The sequence below is a fragment of the Nocardioides sp. Arc9.136 genome, assembly GCF_030506255.1.
Classification (GTDB): domain Bacteria; phylum Actinomycetota; class Actinomycetes; order Propionibacteriales; family Nocardioidaceae; genus Nocardioides.
Genome location: NZ_CP113431.1, coordinates 211,813 through 227,807 on the forward strand (window position 1 = coordinate 211,813; position 15,995 = coordinate 227,807).

At 73.7% G+C, this 15,995-nt stretch carries 18 protein-coding genes; 12 read left to right on the top strand and 6 right to left on the bottom strand.

Annotation, left to right across the window (positions count from 1 at the left end; all coding sequences use genetic code 11):
• Nucleotides 1-27: 27 nt before the first annotated feature.
• The 3 genes from OSR43_RS01020 to OSR43_RS01030 all read left to right on the top strand — a co-directional run bounded on the left by OSR43_RS01020 (nt 28) and on the right by OSR43_RS01030 (nt 2,388).
• Nucleotides 28-1,173 carry an acyl-CoA dehydrogenase family protein gene (locus OSR43_RS01020; protein ID WP_302269080.1) on the top strand — a complete coding sequence of 382 codons (1,146 nt, stop codon included), beginning with the start codon at nt 28-30 and terminating at the stop codon, nt 1,171-1,173.
• A 123-nt stretch (nt 1,174-1,296) separates the two neighbouring features.
• Nucleotides 1,297-1,608 (top strand): GNAT family N-acetyltransferase, encoded by a 312-nt coding sequence (locus tag OSR43_RS01025; protein WP_302269081.1) that lies wholly within the window; start codon nt 1,297-1,299, stop codon nt 1,606-1,608.
• On the top strand, nt 1,609-2,388 hold the full coding sequence (locus tag OSR43_RS01030; protein WP_302269082.1) for a VIT family protein: 780 nt from the start codon (nt 1,609-1,611) through the stop codon (nt 2,386-2,388).
• Here OSR43_RS01030 and OSR43_RS01035 read toward each other — a convergent pair.
• Entirely contained in the window at nt 2,352-3,110 is a 759-nt protein-coding gene (locus tag OSR43_RS01035; protein WP_302269083.1) for a GTP pyrophosphokinase family protein, read from the bottom strand. The genes OSR43_RS01030 and OSR43_RS01035 overlap by 37 nt on opposite strands.
• A gap of 74 nt (nt 3,111-3,184) precedes the next feature.
• On the opposite strand from OSR43_RS01035, the gene thpR reads away from it, so the two are divergent.
• Nucleotides 3,185-3,754: an RNA 2',3'-cyclic phosphodiesterase gene (gene thpR, locus OSR43_RS01040; protein WP_302271757.1), complete on the top strand. Its 570-nt coding sequence runs from the start codon at nt 3,185-3,187 to the stop codon at nt 3,752-3,754.
• 23 nt (nt 3,755-3,777) lie between these two features.
• Here thpR and upp read toward each other — a convergent pair whose 3' ends face one another.
• Nucleotides 3,778-4,419 carry a uracil phosphoribosyltransferase gene (gene upp / locus OSR43_RS01045; RefSeq protein WP_302269084.1) on the bottom strand — a complete coding sequence of 214 codons (642 nt, stop codon included), beginning with the start codon at nt 4,417-4,419 and terminating at the stop codon, nt 3,778-3,780.
• Nucleotides 4,420-4,522: 103 nt separating this feature from the next.
• Here upp and OSR43_RS01050 point away from each other — a divergent pair, with 103 nt between their 5' ends.
• Together OSR43_RS01050 and OSR43_RS01055 are read left to right on the top strand one after the other, a co-directional pair.
• Nucleotides 4,523-5,017 (top strand): tRNA adenosine deaminase-associated protein, encoded by a 495-nt coding sequence (locus tag OSR43_RS01050; RefSeq protein ID WP_302269085.1) that lies wholly within the window; start codon nt 4,523-4,525, stop codon nt 5,015-5,017.
• Between the two features lie 26 nt (nt 5,018-5,043).
• Nucleotides 5,044-5,475, top strand: a complete 432-nt coding sequence (locus tag OSR43_RS01055; protein ID WP_302271758.1) for a nucleoside deaminase — start codon at nt 5,044-5,046, stop codon at nt 5,473-5,475.
• 16 nt (nt 5,476-5,491) lie between these two features.
• Here the strand turns inward: OSR43_RS01055 and OSR43_RS01060 are convergent, their stop codons facing one another.
• Genes OSR43_RS01060 through OSR43_RS01075 form a run of 4 tightly spaced genes read right to left on the bottom strand, consistent with a single transcriptional unit; the run spans nt 5,492 to nt 8,755 of the window.
• Nucleotides 5,492-6,448 (bottom strand): sugar kinase, encoded by a 957-nt coding sequence (locus OSR43_RS01060; RefSeq protein ID WP_302269086.1) that lies wholly within the window; start codon nt 6,446-6,448, stop codon nt 5,492-5,494.
• The gene (gene eda, locus OSR43_RS01065; RefSeq protein WP_302269087.1) at nt 6,445-7,002 is read right to left on the bottom strand and encodes a bifunctional 4-hydroxy-2-oxoglutarate aldolase/2-dehydro-3-deoxy-phosphogluconate aldolase; all 558 of its coding nucleotides are present in this window, start codon (nt 7,000-7,002) and stop codon (nt 6,445-6,447) included. Before eda ends, OSR43_RS01060 begins: the two co-directional genes overlap by 4 nt.
• Nucleotides 6,999-7,766 (bottom strand): SDR family oxidoreductase, encoded by a 768-nt coding sequence (locus tag OSR43_RS01070; protein WP_302269089.1) that lies wholly within the window; start codon nt 7,764-7,766, stop codon nt 6,999-7,001. Before OSR43_RS01070 ends, eda begins: the two co-directional genes overlap by 4 nt.
• Nucleotides 7,763-8,755: a zinc-binding dehydrogenase gene (locus OSR43_RS01075; RefSeq protein WP_302269090.1), complete on the bottom strand. Its 993-nt coding sequence runs from the start codon at nt 8,753-8,755 to the stop codon at nt 7,763-7,765. The genes OSR43_RS01070 and OSR43_RS01075 overlap by 4 nt, the downstream gene beginning before the upstream one ends.
• Nucleotides 8,756-8,909: 154 nt before the next feature.
• Between OSR43_RS01075 and OSR43_RS01080 the strand changes: the two genes are divergently transcribed.
• From OSR43_RS01080 to OSR43_RS01105, 6 genes are all read left to right on the top strand, one after another.
• On the top strand, nt 8,910-10,109 hold the full coding sequence (locus OSR43_RS01080; protein WP_302269091.1) for a CaiB/BaiF CoA-transferase family protein: 1,200 nt from the start codon (nt 8,910-8,912) through the stop codon (nt 10,107-10,109).
• A gap of 113 nt (nt 10,110-10,222) precedes the next feature.
• Entirely contained in the window at nt 10,223-11,233 is a 1,011-nt protein-coding gene (locus tag OSR43_RS01085) for a LacI family DNA-binding transcriptional regulator (RefSeq protein WP_302269092.1), read from the top strand.
• A gap of 283 nt (nt 11,234-11,516) precedes the next feature.
• A complete protein-coding gene (locus OSR43_RS01090) occupies nt 11,517-12,863 on the top strand; it encodes an ABC transporter substrate-binding protein (protein WP_302269093.1) in 1,347 nt (448 codons plus the stop codon).
• Nucleotides 12,864-12,954: 91 nt separating this feature from the next.
• Nucleotides 12,955-13,929, top strand: coding sequence for a carbohydrate ABC transporter permease (locus tag OSR43_RS01095; RefSeq protein ID WP_302269094.1), 975 nt, complete (start codon nt 12,955-12,957; stop codon nt 13,927-13,929).
• Nucleotides 13,929-14,891, top strand: coding sequence for a carbohydrate ABC transporter permease (locus OSR43_RS01100; RefSeq protein WP_302269095.1), 963 nt, complete (start codon nt 13,929-13,931; stop codon nt 14,889-14,891). Before OSR43_RS01095 ends, OSR43_RS01100 begins: the two co-directional genes overlap by 1 nt.
• On the top strand, nt 14,891-15,991 hold the full coding sequence (locus tag OSR43_RS01105; RefSeq protein ID WP_302269096.1) for a Gfo/Idh/MocA family protein: 1,101 nt from the start codon (nt 14,891-14,893) through the stop codon (nt 15,989-15,991). The genes OSR43_RS01100 and OSR43_RS01105 overlap by 1 nt, the downstream gene beginning before the upstream one ends.
• Nucleotides 15,992-15,995: the final 4 nt, after the last annotated feature.

Here is a 15,995-nt window from a genome sequence, read left to right on the forward strand (position 1 = left end):
GTGCTACTGGCGAGTAGGATCGCCGCCATGAAGCGCGACATCTACGACGAGGACCACGAGGCGTTCCGCGGCTCGGTCCGTGAGTTCCTCGAGCGTTCGGTCCTCCCCCACGTGGAGGAGCACGCCGAGGCGAAGGCGATCCCGCGGGAGTTCTGGCTCGAGGCGGGCAAGCAGGGCTTCCTCGGCCTGGAGATCCCCGAGGAGTACGGCGGCGCGGGCGCGGGCGACTACCGCTTCAACGCCGTCCTGATGGAGGAGCTGAACAAGGTCAACGCCGCGCTGGGGTCGTGCTGGGGCATCCACGCCGACATCACCGCGCCGTACCTCGTCGAGCTGGGCACCGAGGAGCAGAAGCAGCGCTGGCTGCCGGGCGTGGCCTCGGGCGAGATCCTGCTGGCGATCGGCATGACCGAGCCCTCCGGCGGCTCGGACCTCGCGGCGCTGAAGACCACCGCGGTGCGCGACGGCGACGACTGGGTCATCAACGGCTCGAAGACCTTCATCACCAATGGCTACTCCGCCGACCTGGTCGTCACCGCGGTGCGCACCAGCCCGGAGAAGAAGGCGCGCGGCATCACCCTGTTCGCGATCCCGGCGACCGCCGAGGGCTTCAGCCGCGGGCGCAAGCTGGACAAGGTCGGCCAGCCCGAGTCCGACACCGCGGAGCTGTTCTTCGAGAACGTCCGCCTCGGCGACGACCACATCATCGGCGAGGTCGACTCCGGCTTCATCCACATGATGCAGAAGCTCCCCCAGGAGCGGCTCGGCTGCGCGATCTGCAACCTGGCGCACGCCAAGCAGATCTTCGAGGAGACCGTCGCCTACACCAAGGAGCGCACCGCGTTCGGCGCCCCGGTCGGCTCCTTCCAGCACAACAAGTTCCTGATGGCCGACATCGACACCCAGATCGACGTCAGCCAGGCCTTCATCGACCGGTGCGTCGAGCTGCACGACAAGGGCGAGCTCACCCCCACCGACGCGGCCAAGGCCAAGCTGTGGACCTCGGAGATCCAGAACCGGATCCTCGACCACTGCGTGCAGCTGCACGGCGGCTACGGGTTCATGAACGAGTACCGCGTGGCCCGCGCCTGGCGCGACGCCCGCGTCTCGCGGATCTGGGCCGGCTCGAACGAGATCATGAAGGAGCTCATCGGCCGCGACCTCGGCCTCTGAGCGAGCTGGGGCGTGCCGGGCGGGGCGCGGGCCGGAGAACCGCCACCGCCCGGCGACCCTGCCGCACCCGTCCGACCCAGCCGCACCCGTCCGTCCCGGGCGGACCCTCACTACGCTCGGGGCATGACTGGTGTCGCGATCACGCACAACCCGGGCAAGAGCCGCTACGAGGCGACGGTCGACGGTGAGTCGGCCGGCTTCGCGGAGTACCAGCTGACCGACGAGATCATCGTCTTCACCCACACCGAGGTGGACCGGCGCTTCGAGGGCCGCGGCGTCGGGTCGGCGCTGGCGCGGACCGCGCTCGACGAGGTGCGTGCCGAGGGAGTCCGCCAGGTGCTCCCGATCTGCCCCTTCATCAAGGGCTGGATCGGTCGCCACCCCGACTACCACCACCTGATGTACGGCGCGCCGCGCTCGACGGCGGTCGACTGAGTGACCGAGGGTCGGCCGATCCCCACCCCGGGCCCCACCCCGGGCCCCACCTCGGGCCCCACCCCGCCCCCCGCCCCCGGGCCGCACGAGCGCGAGCCGCACGGCGGGGGCCTGCGGGGTCGGCTCAACTGGCTGCGCGCCGCCGTGCTCGGCGCCAACGACGGCATCGTCTCCACGGCGGGCATCGTGGTCGGCGTCGCCGGCGCGACGACCGACCGGGGCGCGATCGTCGTCGCCGGGAGCGCCGGTCTGCTCGCCGGCGCGATGAGCATGGCCGCCGGGGAGTACGTCTCGGTCTCCACCCAGCGCGACTCCGAGGAGGCGCTGCTGGCCCTGGAGGAGCGCGAGCTGCGCGAGGACCCCGAGGACGAGCTGGCCGAGCTGGCCGGGATCTACGTCGGCAAGGGACTGACCGAGGACCTCGCCCGCCAGGTGGCCGAGCAGCTGACCGCGCACGACGCGCTCGCCGCGCACGCCGAGGCCGAGCTCGGCCTGGACACCGAGGACCTGACCAGCCCCTGGCGGGCGGCGCTCGCCTCGATGGCGGCGTTCACGGTAGGGGCGCTGCTCCCGCTGCTCACCATCCTGCTCGTCCCGGCCGGCGCGCGGGTGGCGGTGACCGTCCTCGCGGTGGCGCTGGCGCTGGTGCTCACCGGGTGGAGCAGCGCGCGACTGGGCCACGCACCGCCCGGCCGCGCGGTCGTCCGCAACGTCAGCGGCGGACTGCTCGCGATGGCGGTGACCTACGCGGTCGGGTCGCTCCTCGACGTCGACGTCTGAGCGCTCCCCAGGCGGCGCAGGGAGTCGATCAGGTCGGTCGCCGGCAACGACCCCGGGCCGGACCGGAGGCGCTCGACCAGCCCACCGGCCAGCGGCTCGAGGCCCTGCACCTCCTGGTGCAGCCGCTCCATGGTCGCGTCGAGCGCGTAGGCGGTGTCCGAGGCCTCCTTGAGCCCGACGAGCAGCTCGGCCGGGACGTCGCGGCGGTACTTGTAGTAGATCTTGTGCTCGAGGCTGGCCCAGAAGTCCATGGCGATGGTGCGGAACTGCACCTCCACCACGACCGGGACGGTGCCGCCGGAGAGGAAGACCGGCACCTCGACCAGCGCGTGCAGGCTGCGGTAGCCGTTGGGCTTCGGCTCGGCGATGTAGTCGCGCAGCTCGAGCGTGCGGACGTCCTCCTGGGCCATCAGCAGGTCGACGACGTGGTAGACGTCGGAGACGAAGCTGCAGGTCACCCGCACGCCGGCGACGTCGGTGATCCGCTCGCGCACCAGCGACAGCGGGTCGGGGCCGTCGAGGTCGATCCCGCGCCGCTCCATCTTCTCCAGCAGGCTCTCGGGCGACTTGAGCCGGGAGCTGACCTGCTCGATGGGGTTGTAGTCGTGCAGGTGGGCGAACTCGTCGCGCAGGATCGAGAGCTTGGTGACGACCTCGTCCATGCCGAAGCGGTGCTCGAGCAGGAACCGCCGCACGATCTCGTCCCAGGCCCCCTCGCTCACGCCCCTCAACGTACGCCGCCCGGCGCCGCCGGCCGCAGGCGGCTGCCACCCCGTCGTACCCTCGCGGCGTGCGGATGTTCGCAGCCCTGGTCCCGCCCGACGACGCCCTCGAGCACCTCGAGGAGTTCCTCGAGCCGCGGCGCGACGCGGGCCGCTTCCGCTGGGCCTCGGCCGAGCAGCTGCACGTGACGCTCGCGTTCTACGCCAGCGTGCCCGACCGCTGCCTCGACGAGCTCGTGGAGCGGCTGGGCACGGCCGCCGCGCGGCGCACCCCGTTCGCGGCGCGGGTGGCCGGGGGCGGAGCCTTCCCCGACCCCGCCCGGGCGCGGGTGCTGTGGACCGGTCTCGACCTCGACGACCCGGGCGCCACCGAGCTGGACCGGCTGGCCGTCGGGTGCCGCGCGGCCGCGGTGGCCAGCGGGGTCGAGGTCGACGGCCAGCGGTTCGTCCCGCACGTCACGCTGGCCCGGCTCGGCCGCCCGGCCGAGGTCACCCGGTGGGTGCGGCTGCTGGACGCCTACGCGGGGCCGGCCTGGACGGCCGACCGGGTGACGCTCGTGCAGTCGCACCTGGGGGAGGGGCCGCGACGCCGCCCGCGCCACGAGGTCGTCGCCGAGCTGCCCCTGGGGCCGGCCGACGGCTGAGGGACGGCGGCTGGCCTGCCGGGTCAGCCCGCGACGCCGTACAGCCGGTCGCCGGCGTCGCCGAGGCCCGGGACGATGTAGCCCTTCTCGTCGAGCCGCTCGTCGACCGCCGCGGTGACGACCGTGACCGGCACGTCGAGGTCGGCGAGCTCCCGCTCGAGCCGCTCGCAGCCCTCGGGGGCGGCGAGCAGGCAGATCGCGGTGATGTGGTCCGCGCCGCGGTCGGTGAGGAACTTGATCGCCGCGGCGAGGGTGCCGCCGGTGGCCAGCATCGGGTCCAGGACGTAGCACTGGCGCCCGGAGAGGTCGGCGGGCAGCCGCTCGGCGTACGTCGAGGCCTTGAGGGTGTCCTCGTCGCGCACCATGCCGACGAAGCCGACCTCGGCGGTCGGCAGCAGGCGCATCATCCCGTCCAGCATGCCGAGGCCGGCGCGCAGGATCGGCACGACCAGCGGCCGGGGGGAGGCGAGGGCGACGCCGGTGGTCGGCGAGACCGGCGTGCGGATCTCGACGTCCTGGACGCGCACGTCGCGCGTGGCCTCGTAGGCCAGCAGCGTCACCAGCTCGTCGGCGAGGTGCCGGAACGTCGGTGAGTCGGTGCGCTCGTCGCGCAGGACGGTCAGCTTGTGGGCGACGAGCGGGTGGTCCACGACGTGGGTGCGCATGGGCCGAACTCTAGAGGTCCCCACCGGAAGGGGGTTGGCCGCACGGCAGGGGTCTGCGACGCTGGAGGACCTCGCACCCTCGCCGCGCCGGAGGAGGAACGACATGCCCGACCCGCTCGACCAGCTCGACGCCGTCGACTTCGCCGTGGCTGCGTACCGCGAGGACGGCAGGTGGACCGTCGCCGAGCTCGTCCACGACCACCTCGACGACGTCACGACCCTGGCGAGCGGGCTGCGCCGCCTGCCCGGCGACGCCGGTGCCGTCGGCATGGTCGCCGTCGACGAGGACTTCTTCCTCGTCGTGCGCGTGGCGGGCCCGAGCACGCGCGTGCTGCTCTCCGACATCACCGCGGCCGACGAGTGGGAGCTGGCCACCTCCGCGGTGGAGTTCCTGCGCCTGCCGATGCCCGAGGACGAGGACGACCAGGTCCCGGCCGGCGACCTCGACCTGCTGGGCGACCTCGGTGTGCCCGCGATGGACCTGGCCGCCCTGCTCGACGACCCCGACCTCTACCCCGACGAGGTGCTCTCCGACGTCGCGCGGCGGCTCGGGTTCGGCGAGCTCTTCGACGACGCCGTGGGGCTCACCTCGGCGTGACCGCAGCACTGCGCTGGCGCGGGCCCATGCTCGCCGCCCTGGCCGAGGCGCGCGCCGCGCTGGCCACCGGCGACGTACCGATCGGCGCGGTCGTCCTCGACCCCTCCGGCGCGGTGGTCGGCACGGGTCGCAACGTGCGGGAGGCCGACGCCGACCCGACCGGCCACGCCGAGGTGGTCGCGCTGCGCGAGGCCGCCCGTGCCCGCGGCGAGTGGCGGCTGGACGGCTGCACGCTGGTGGTCACCCTCGAGCCCTGCACCATGTGCGCCGGCGCGGCCGTCCTCGCCCGCGTCGAGCGGATCGTCCTCGGCGCCTGGGACCCCAAGGCCGGCGCGGTCGGCAGCCTCTGGGACGTCGTCCGCGACCGCCGGCTCAACCACCGCCCCGAGGTCGTCGGGGGCGTCCTCGCCGAGGAGTCGGCCGCCCTGCTCGAGGACTTCTTCCGCGCCCACCGCTGACCCGCGGCGACCGGCCTCAGCGCCGGACCGCCTCCCCGCCGTCGAGCAGGCCGAGGTCGTCGCGGGTCGGCAGCCCCTCCCAGTCACCGGGGCTCGTGCACGCGAACGCCCCGCACCGCACGGCCGTCCGCAGCCGGTCGGCGGCCGGCAGGCCGGCCACCAGGTCGGCGAGGTAGCCGGCCACGAACGCGTCGCCCGCCCCTACCGTGTCCACGACCGGCACCGCCACCGCCGGCACCACCAGCCGCTCGCCGCCGACCACGGCCGCGCAGCCGCGCTCCCCGAGCTTGAGCACCGCGTCGCCGCCCGACGCCTCGGCCAGGGCGTCGAGCAGGTCGGCCGGGTCGGTGGCCGAGGTACCGGTGAGCAGCCGCGTCTCGTCCTCCCCGGCGAAGACGACCGAGGCGGCGCGGGCGAGGGACGCGTACGACGCGCGCGGGTCGCGCCCGCGCCAGACCCCGTCGCGGTGGTTGACGTCGAAGGAGACCGGGACCCCGGCCGCCACGGCCTCGGCCAGCGCGGCGTCCACGGCTGCGGCCGCCGAGGCGGACAGGCCCGGGGTGATGCCGGTCAGGTGCAGCACGTCGGCGCCGGCGACCAGGCCCGGCGGCAGGTCCGCGGGCGAGAGCCGGCTGCCGGCGCTGCCGGCGCGGTAGTACCAGACGCTCGAGGACACCGCGGACCGTCGCTCCTTGACCATCAGCCCGGTCGGCGCGTCGGGGTCGCGCACCGCCGCGAGGTCGACGCCCTCGGCGCGCAGCTCGCGGAGCACGCGGGCGCCCAGCGGGTCGTCACCGACCCGGCCGACCCAGGTGGCGGCGGCCCCCAGGCGGCGTACGCCGATCGCGACGTTGCTCTCCGCGCCGCCGATCCCCAGCTCGAGCGCCGCCGCGTGCGGGAGCGCGGTCGACGAGCTGGCCAGCGCCATGGTCTCCCCGAGCGTCACCACGGACGAGCCGGACCGGGGCGTCACGAGGCGTCCGCCAGGAGCCAGCTGCCGCTCACGGCGAGGACGGCGTCGAGCGCGAGGTACTCCGCGGCCGACGCTGCGGTGACCCCGCCGCTCGGGACCAGGCGCAGCCCGGGGAACGGCCCGGCGAGCGCGCGGACCATGGCCGGCCCGCCCAGCTCGCGCGCCGGGAAGAGCTTGACCAGGTCGAGGCCGAGGGAGAGCGCGGCCATCACCTCGCCGGGCGTCGCGACGCCCGGCAGGACCGGGACGCCGAGGGCGAGGCAGCGCTCGACCACCGGGGCGCTGAACCCGGGCGTGACGACGAAGGCGGCGCCCGCGTCGACGACGCGGTCCACCTGCTCGGGCACCAGCACGGTCCCGGCGCCCGCGAGCACCGGACCGCCGGCGGCCCGCGCGAGCGCCGCCTCGGCCACGCCCGTGCGCAGCGCCACCTCGAGGGTCCCGGTGCCGGTCGCCCCGAGCCGGTCGACGGCGGCGAGCGCGTCGTCCACCGACGCGGGGGTCACCACCGGCAGCACCCGGTCGCGGGCGAGCAGGTCGCGGAAGCCGGTCACCGCCCCAGCCAGCCGCCGTCGACGGGGAGCACGATCCCGTCGACGTAGTCGGAGGCGCGGCTGCACAGGAAGACGGTGGCGCCGGCGAGGTCGTCGGCCCGGCCCCAGCGACCCGCCGGGATCCGCTCGAGGATCGACCGCGAGCGGTCGGGGTCGTCCTGGAGGGCCTGGGTGTTGTCGGTCGCGATGTAGCCCGGCGCGATCGCGTTGACGTTCACCCCGCGTCCGGCCCACTCGTTGGCGAGCGCCTTGGTGAGCCCGGCGACGCCGGACTTCGAGGCGGTGTAGCCGGGGACGTTGATGCCGCCCTGGAAGCTCAGGAGCGAGGCGGTGAAGACCACCTTCCCCGAGCCCCGCTCGAGCATCGGGCCGGCGAGGGCCTGGGTCAGCGCGAACTGCGAGCTGAGGTTGACCTGCAGCACCTCGTCCCAGAGCTCGCGGGCGTGCTCCACCGCCGGCTGGCGGCGGATGGTGCCGGCGTTGTTGACGAGGATGTCGGGTGCCCGCTCCGCGAGCCGGCGACCGAGGTCCTCGACGGCCGCGGCGTCGGCGAAGTCGCAGCGGACCGCCTCGAAGCGGCGACCGGCCGCGGTCACGGCCCGGCCCACCTCGGAGGCCTGCGGGTCCTCCTCCAGCTGGGCGCTCACCCCGATGACGTCGGCCCCGGCCGCGGCGAGGGCCTCGGCCATCGCCCGGCCGATGCCGCGGCGGGCGCCGGTGACGACCGCCAGGCGGCCGGTGAGGTCGAAGGGACCGGTGCTCATGCGCCGGCCTCCTGGCAGTCGACGAGGACCTTCATGGCCTGGCCGGACTCCAGCGCGGCGAACGCGTCGGCGACGCGGCTGATGCCGACGACCTCGGTGACCAGGCCCGCGGCCGGCACGACCCCGGCGGCCAGGAGCTCCACGGCGCGCTCGAAGTCGGTCCGCTCGTAGACGCGCGCGCCGAGCAGGCGCAGCTCGCGCCAGAAGACGCGCTGGAGGTCCACCGGGACCGGCCGCGGGTGGATCGCCACCACGACGACCGTGCCGCGCACCTTGGCGACCGAGGTGGCGGCGAGGACGGCGGGTGCGGCACCGGACACCTCGAACACCACGTCGGCGCCGGCTCCACCGGTCCGCTCGTCGACGGCGCCGACGAGGTCGGCCGCCGTCGGGTCGAGCGTCTCCAGCCCGAGCCCCTCGACCAGCGCGCGCCGGCCCGGGTCGGGCTCGGAGACGAGCACCTCCGCGCCGGCGTGGCGGGCGACGATGCCGATGAGGACACCGATCGGACCTCCGCCGAGCACGACGACGCGGTCGCCGGCGCCGAGCCCGGAGCGGCGTACGTCGTGCACCGCGACGGCCACCGGCTCCACCAGGGCGGCGTGCTCGAGGGAGAGCTCCCGCGGCAGCGGCACGAGGAGGTCGGCACGGAGGTTCCAACGCCCCTGCAGGGCGCCGGGGGAGTCGATCCCGACGAAGTCGAGGTTCTGGCAGACGTGCTGGTGCCCGGCCCGGCAGGCGGGGCAGGTGCCGTCCCAGTCCAGCGGCATGACCGTCACCGGGTCGCCCGTGGCCCACCCGGTGACGCCCTCGCCGACGGCGGCGACCCGCCCGGACATCTCGTGGCCGATGACCGCGGGCATCGAGACCCGGGCGTCCATCGACCCGTGCAGGATGTGCAGGTCGGTGCCGCAGATGCCGACGTACGCCACCTCGACCTGCACCTCGCCCGGACCCGGGGGTGCGGGCTCCGCCTCTTCGACGGTCATGGTCCGGTCTCCGACGTACGCCGCGGTCAGCATGCTGCTCCTGGGGGTGAGGCCGCGGGTCTGGCGGAAGCGGTTGCCCCGGACGCGGCAGGGGGCCTATTGTTGCGCAAACGATTGAGCACGTGTCAAGGGACGCGGCGGTGGAGGAGGTGTCGTGCTCGAGCCGGACGACCTCCCCCTCGCGGGCACGACGGTCCTCGACTTCAGCCAGTTCCTGGCCGGCCCGGTGGCGGCGCTGCGCCTGGCCGACCTCGGCGCGCGGGTGATCAAGGTGGAGAGGCCGGTGACCGGCGAGATCGGCCGGACCCTCGCCTTCGCCGGCCGCTGGAAGGACGGCGACACGCTGTCCTTCCACGCGATGAACCGTGGCAAGGAGGCGGTCGTGGCCGACCTCAAGGACCCCGGCGACCTGGCCCGGGTCAAGGCGCTCGTCGCGCGGGCCGACGTGCTCATCCAGAACTTCCGTCCGGGCGTGATGGAGCGGATCGGCCTCGATCCCGCCGCCGCGATGGCGCTGAACCCCGGGCTGGTCTACGCCAGTGCGTCGGGGTACGGCGCCGACGGCCCGTGGGCCGGCCGTCCCGGCCAGGACCTGCTCGCCCAGTCGGTCGCGGCCCTGCCGTGGGTCACCGCGACCGGCGACCGACCGGTGCCCGTCGGGCTCGCGATCGCCGACCACCTGATGAGCTGCCACATCGCCGAGGGCGTGACCGCGCTGCTGGTCCGCAAGGCGCGGACCGGTCGCGGCGGCCTGGTGGAGACCAGCCTGCTCGAGGGGGTCCTGGACCTGCAGGTCGAGCTCCTCACCGCCCGGCTCAACGACCCGGCGCTTGCCTCGGGCCGCGGGCCGCACTCGGCGCACGGCTACCTCCCGGCGCCGTACGGCCTCTACCCGACCGCCGACGGCCACCTCGCGATCGCGATGGCGCCGGTCGACCGGCTCGGCCGGCTGCTGGGGGTCGAGGAGCTGGCCGCGCGCGCCGACCCGGCCGCGTGGTGGGACGACCGCGCGCGCATCGAGCGGCTCCTCGCCGACCGGCTGCGGACCGCGCCGACGCGCCGGTGGCTGGAGGTGCTCGACGCCGCCGATGTGTGGTGCGCGCCGGTGCTCACCCTCGAGCAGCTCATCGAGCACCCTGCCTTCGAGGCGGTGGGCATGACCCAGGTGGTGGAGCGGCCGCCGGCCGAGCCCGGCGGCGAGCCCGTGCGGCTCACCACCACGCGCAGCCCGATCCGGATCGACGGCGAGGTGCTGACCTCCGGGCGCGCGGCACCCCGCCTCGGGGCCCAGGGTCGTCTCGCCGACGGCGCCGACCCCTTCGCCGACCCCTTCGCCGCGCACGGCGACGGCTAGGCGGCACGCGCGTGGACGGGCCCGGTCGACGGGCGACACCCGCGACCCCGGCCGGCCCGGAGAGCTCGCCGAAGCCGGCGATCGGCGTCGCGGGCGGCAGTAGGGTGCGATCCATGGCCACCCTGGGCGACGTCGCCGCGCGTGCCGGCGTGTCGATCTCCGCGGTGTCCCGGGTGCTCAGCGACGCACCCTCCGCCAGGGTCAGCGAGGGGACGCGCCAGCGCATCCTCGACGCGGCCAAGGAGCTGCACTACCGGCCGAACTTCGCCGGCCGTGCCCTGAAGTCCGCGCGCACCCAGGTCATCGGCCTGGTCGTCCCCGACCTCACGAACGCGCTGTTCACCGAGCTGATGCACGGCGCCGAGGACGAGGCGGCCGAGCGGAAGTACACCGTGCTCCTTGGTCGCTCCGACGACGTGCGCCCGGGCGGCGAGGTGATCGCGCGGCTGATCGGGGAGGGCCGGGTCGACGGCATGGTCGTCCAGGTCGGGGACGGCGTCCCGCCGGCCGGCCTCGGGGAGCTGCTCGCCTCGCAGGCGCCGATCGTGCTGATCAACTCGGCCTACCCGGGCCACGTCGGCTCGGTGGCGCTCGACGACGAGACCGGCGCCCGGATCGCGACCGAGCACCTGCTCTCCCTCGGGCACGAGCGGATCGCCTTCGCCAACGGGCTGCCGCGCTCGTTCACGGCCAAGCGCCGACGGGTCGGCTACAAGGCCGCGATGACGGCGGCGGGCCTCGCGGTCCCCCGCGGCTACGAGACCCGGCTGGGCTACACCGCGGAGAACGGGCGCACGGCGCTGCGCCGCCTGCTGGCGCTCGAGCCCAGGCCGACCGCCGTGGTCGCCGCGAACGTCAACGCCGCGGTCGGCATGCTCGCCGAGGCGCGTGCTGCCGGGATCGCGGTGCCGCGCGACCTCTCCGTGGTCTGCGTGCACGACTCCTGGACCGCGGAGAACACCTGGCCGCCGCTGACCGCGGTGCGCATGCAGTTCTACGCGATGGGCCGGACCGCGGTCCGCAGCGTCATCGCGCGCATCGAGCACGGCGAGATGGTCGACGCGACGATCACCGACCCCGCGCCCGAGCTGGTCGTGCGCGAGTCCACCGCACCGCCGGCCTGACGCGCCGGTCCCGTCCCCGGTCCCGTCCCCGGTCCTCGCCCGAGCCCTCGGAGGCGACCCCGGACCGTCGCCCGGAGAGTCTGGTCCAGACGGGCGCGCTCCGACGGAGCCCTTGACGGATCGCTCTTGAAACGTTTCGATCAGCGGCGCCGGTCCCGGAGTGAACGCGATCACGTCAAACGATTGACCAACCGAATGTGTCAGGTCTAACGTTTGAGCAGTTGCGGACGTCACGTCGCCCCGAGCGCGCGGAGTCCCCCGAAATCGCGAAGGAGCAAGGCCCATGAAGTCACCCGGTGCTCGTCTCGGGAAGAAGCGTGCTGCGGGAGCTGTCTCCCTGCTGGCCGCGCTCTCGCTGCTCGCCGCATGCGGCGGCGGCGACGGCGACGGAGGCGGCGCGTCCGCCGCCGACTCGCAGACCGACTCCGGCGGCGCGATCACGGTGTGGGTCGACCCGCCGCGCGTGCCGGCGGCCGAGGCCTTCGAAAAGGCCCACCCGGACATCGACATCACGATCAACCAGATCGACGGCACCGTGGGCGGCAAGTCGCTCCAGCAGCAGTTCGCGCAGTTCAACCAGGCCGGCAAGGGCTGGCCCGACGCGATCTTCTTCCCCTCCAACGACGACATCGCCTGGGCGAGCGGCGCCCAGATCGACTACGCCGCCGACCTCACCGAGCTGCTGCCCGACGTCATCGAGGGCTACGACGAGGCGGTCATCGCCCCCTGCGCGATCGACGGGGAGATCCGCTGCCTGCGCAACGACGCCGCCCCGGACGTGTTCTGGTACAACGCGAAGTTCTTCGAGCAGAACGGCTACGAGGTCCCCACCACGTGGGAGGAGTACGGCGACCTGGCCGTGCAGATCGCCGAGGAGCACCCGGGCAAGATCAGCGGCTTCACCGGTGACGCCTACGCCCCCGACCGCTACCTGTGGGCCTCCGGCTGCCCGACCAACGCCCGCCAGTCGGAGACCGAGGTCGTCATCGACCTCGACGACCCGACCTGCGTCCGCGCCAAGGACCTGCTCACCACGATGGTCGAGGCCGACGCGGCCTCCCCGCTCGGCATCTTCGACGCCGACGCCGCGAGTGTCGGCAAGGACCTGGTCATGAGCCCCGGTGCCGCCTGGTGGGGCGACTACCTCTTCCGCACCACCTGGAAGATCCCGGCCGGCGAGATGACCGCAGTCGAGCCGCTGGCCTGGGAGGGTGAGGACTCGCCGTCCACCGGCAACGAGGGCGGCGGCCTGTGGGGCGTCTCGTCCCACATCAAGGGCAAGCAGCTGGAGAACACCCTGGAGTTCGCCCGCTTCGTGGCCACCGACCCGGCCTGGCAGGTCGAGCTCTCCACCGGCCTCCCGGCGTACGGGCCGGTCCAGGACGCCTGGGCCGAGAAGCAGGCGGAGGCGAAGTACTTCGCCGACAACGACACGACGTTCGAGGCCATGAAGGCGGCCATCAGCCACGTCAAGCCGGACCACGCCTACATGCTCTACAACACCGGCAGCGTCTGGACCGAGACGATCGCGCCCGCCCTCGTCGACGGCCAGCCGCTCGACGCCGCCTGGAGCGACTTCGGAACCGAGCTGCTGAACCAGGCCAAGGCCATGGGCTACACGGTCAAGTGACCTCACCCGGGCGGACCGGGGCGGCGGAGACCCCGCAGCCCCGGCCCGCCCGCCGGGCAGCGCCCGCACGACCACGCGAGGAGACCCCAGCATGACGACCGCGCTCACCGAGGAGCGGGCGGCCGGCGCCCCTGCGCCGACCCCACCGGCCAAGCGCCCACGCACCCGACGGGTGTCGCGGCCGAGCGAGACCCGGGGCGCCTGGACGCTCATGGCGCCGTACGTCGTGCTGCTGATGATCGGCGGCATCATCCCGGTCGGGTACGCCGTGAAGACCTCGCTCGAGCGCTCGCCCACGCCGCTCGACCCGACCACGGGCTTCGGGGGCGTCGACAGCTTCAAGACCGTCTTCACCGACTACCGGTTCCTCGACACCTTCACCAACGTCTTCGCCACGCTCGTGGTCTGGCTGCCGATCATGATGCTCGGCATCGTCGGCCTGGCCCTGCTGATCCACGCCAGCCCGGGCCGGTTCGGCTCGACGATGCGCTTCGTCTACTACATCCCCGGCGCGCTGGCCGGCATCGCGAACTTCGTCCTCTGGGTCTACCTGCTCAACCCCGCCCAGTCGCCGATCGAGGGCTTCTGGAACGCGCTGGGCATCGAGACGATCAAGCAGGCCGTGGCCACGCCCGGGCACCTGCCCTTCATCCTCACCGCGATGATGTTCTTCCAGGGCGTCGGCTCCTGGATCATCGTGGTCAACGGCGGCCTCAACGGCATCTCCGAGGAGACGCTGGAGGCGGCCAGCCTCGACGGCGCGAACGCCTGGCAGCTCGCCTGGCACGTCAAGCTCCCGATCATCAAGCCCTGGATCGGCTACGCCGCGCTGATGAACCTGGCCTACGGGTTCCAGCTGTTCCTCGAGCCGCAGTTGCTCGACCAGGTCTCCAGCAACGCGCTGCCCGACCAGTGGACGCCCACCCAGCTGGGCTACGCGTTCGCCTTCAGCAACTACAACTTCCCCGCCGCGGCCGCGATGTCGTTGATCCTCCTCGTGATCACCCTCGTGATCGGTCTCCTCATCGTCTTCCGCAGCGGTCTCTTCGGCGAGGAGGAGCACTGATGACGCAGGTCGCAGTCCGGCCCCCGGTGGACCGGCCCACCCGGAACGGCGGTCGCCCGCGCGGCGTCGAGACCTGGAGCGCCGGCCGGCTGGCCCGCGTGGTGACCATGCTGTTCGTCGCCGCGATCTTCGCGCTCCCGGTCCTCGGGTTCATCGCCATGGCGTTCCGCTCCAACGACGGGGTCGCCGCCGGCGACGGCGGCTTCCTCGGCCTGGGCGACGTGTCGCTGGACAACGCCCGCTACAGCTGGTCGCAGGTCAACGGCTTCGGTCCCGACGGCGGGCTCTTCACCCGCTGGATGCTCAACTCCCTGGTGGTGGCCGGCGGCGGTGCGGTCCTCGCCGTCCTGGCCGCGCTCCCGGCCGGCTACGCGATGGCCCGGCTGCGCTTCCGCCTGCGCCGCGCGGTCCTGCTGGTCACGCTCGTCACGATGGTCATGCCGAACACCGTGCTGGTCATCCCGCTCTTCCTCGAGGTCAACGCCGTGGGAGCGGTCGGGGAGCTGTGGCCGGTGGCGCTGATCATGGGCTTCTTCCCCTTCGGCGTGTACCTCTCCTACATCCACTTCATGACGACCATGCCGCGCGAGCTGGTCGAGGCCGCGCGCATCGACGGGCTCACCGAGACGGCGATCTTCTGGCGGATCGGCCTGCCGATCTCCAAGCAGGCGGCCGTCCTGGTCACGTTCTTCGCCTTCGTCGCCAACTGGACCAACTTCTTCCTGCCGCTCGCCCTGCTCTCCTCGGTCCAGGACAACCAGACGGTCTCCATCGGCCTGCAGCAGCTCATCGGCGCCAGCCCGCTGTTCAACCCCACCGTCGCGGCCGGCCTCGACGTCAAGCTCTACATGCCGCAGCTGGCCCTGGCCACCTTCATCTCCATGCTGCCGCTGCTCGCCGTCTTCCTCGGCGCGCAGAAGTTCCTGATCCGCGGGGAGACGGTCGGGGCGGTGAAGGGCTGATGGAGCCCAGCCGGCTGCCCGAGCTGGACCCCCACCCGGGCTACACCCTCGCGCTGCCCGACCACCCGCGACCGATCGTGGTCCTGGGCGCCGGCGGCATCGTGCGGGACGCCCACCTGCCGGCGTACGCCAAGGCCGGCTTCGACGTCGCCAGCATCACCGACCTCCGGCTCGAGCGGGCCGAGGAGCTCGCCGCGCAGCACGGCGTGCCGGCGACGTACGACGACGTCGCAGCCGCCGTCGCAGCCGCGCCGGCCGACGCGGTGTTCGACGTGGCCCTGCCGCCCGAGGCGCACGTCGAGGTGCTCGAGCAGCTCCCGGACGGCGCCGCCGTGCTCCTGCAGAAGCCGCTCGGCAACCACCTGCCCGACGGCGTGCGGACCCGCCAGGTCTGCCGCCGCAAGGGCCTGGTCGCCGCGGTCAACACCCAGCTGCGCTTCGCGCCGTACGTCGCGGCCGCGCGCGAGCTGGTCGCGGCCGGCACGATCGGCGAGCTCTACGACCTCGAGGTCCGGGTCTCGGTCAACACGCCGTGGGAGATGTTCCCCTACGTCCTCGACCTCGACCGGCTCGAGATCAACATGCACAGCGTCCACTACCTCGACCTGGTCCGCTCCTTCCTCGGCGACCCGACCGGCGTCTCGGCCGTCACCGTGCGCCACCCGGGGAAGTCGCACGCCAACAGCCGCTCGGACATCGCCCTGCACTACGGCGACCGGCCGGTGCGCGTGGTCGTCTCGACCAACCACGACCACCACTTCGGCGAGCGCCACGAGGAGTCGTTCGTGAAGTGGGAGGGCACGCGCGGAGCGGTCCGCGCGCAGCTCGGCCTGCTCCTGGACTACCCCCGCGGGGGCGAGGACCTGCTCGAGGTGGTCACCGACGACCGGCTCGACGAGGGCTGGCGGCCGGTGCCGTTCGAGGGCTCGTGGTTCCCCGACGCCTTCATCGGGTCCATGTCGGTCCTGCAGCGCCACCTCGAGGGGTCGATCCCCTCGCTGCCGACCTCGGTCGAGGACGTCTTCCGGACCATGGCCGTCGTCGAGGCGGCCTACCGGTCCGCCGCGGCCGGCGGCGAGCCGCCGCCGTACGACGCCTGACCGG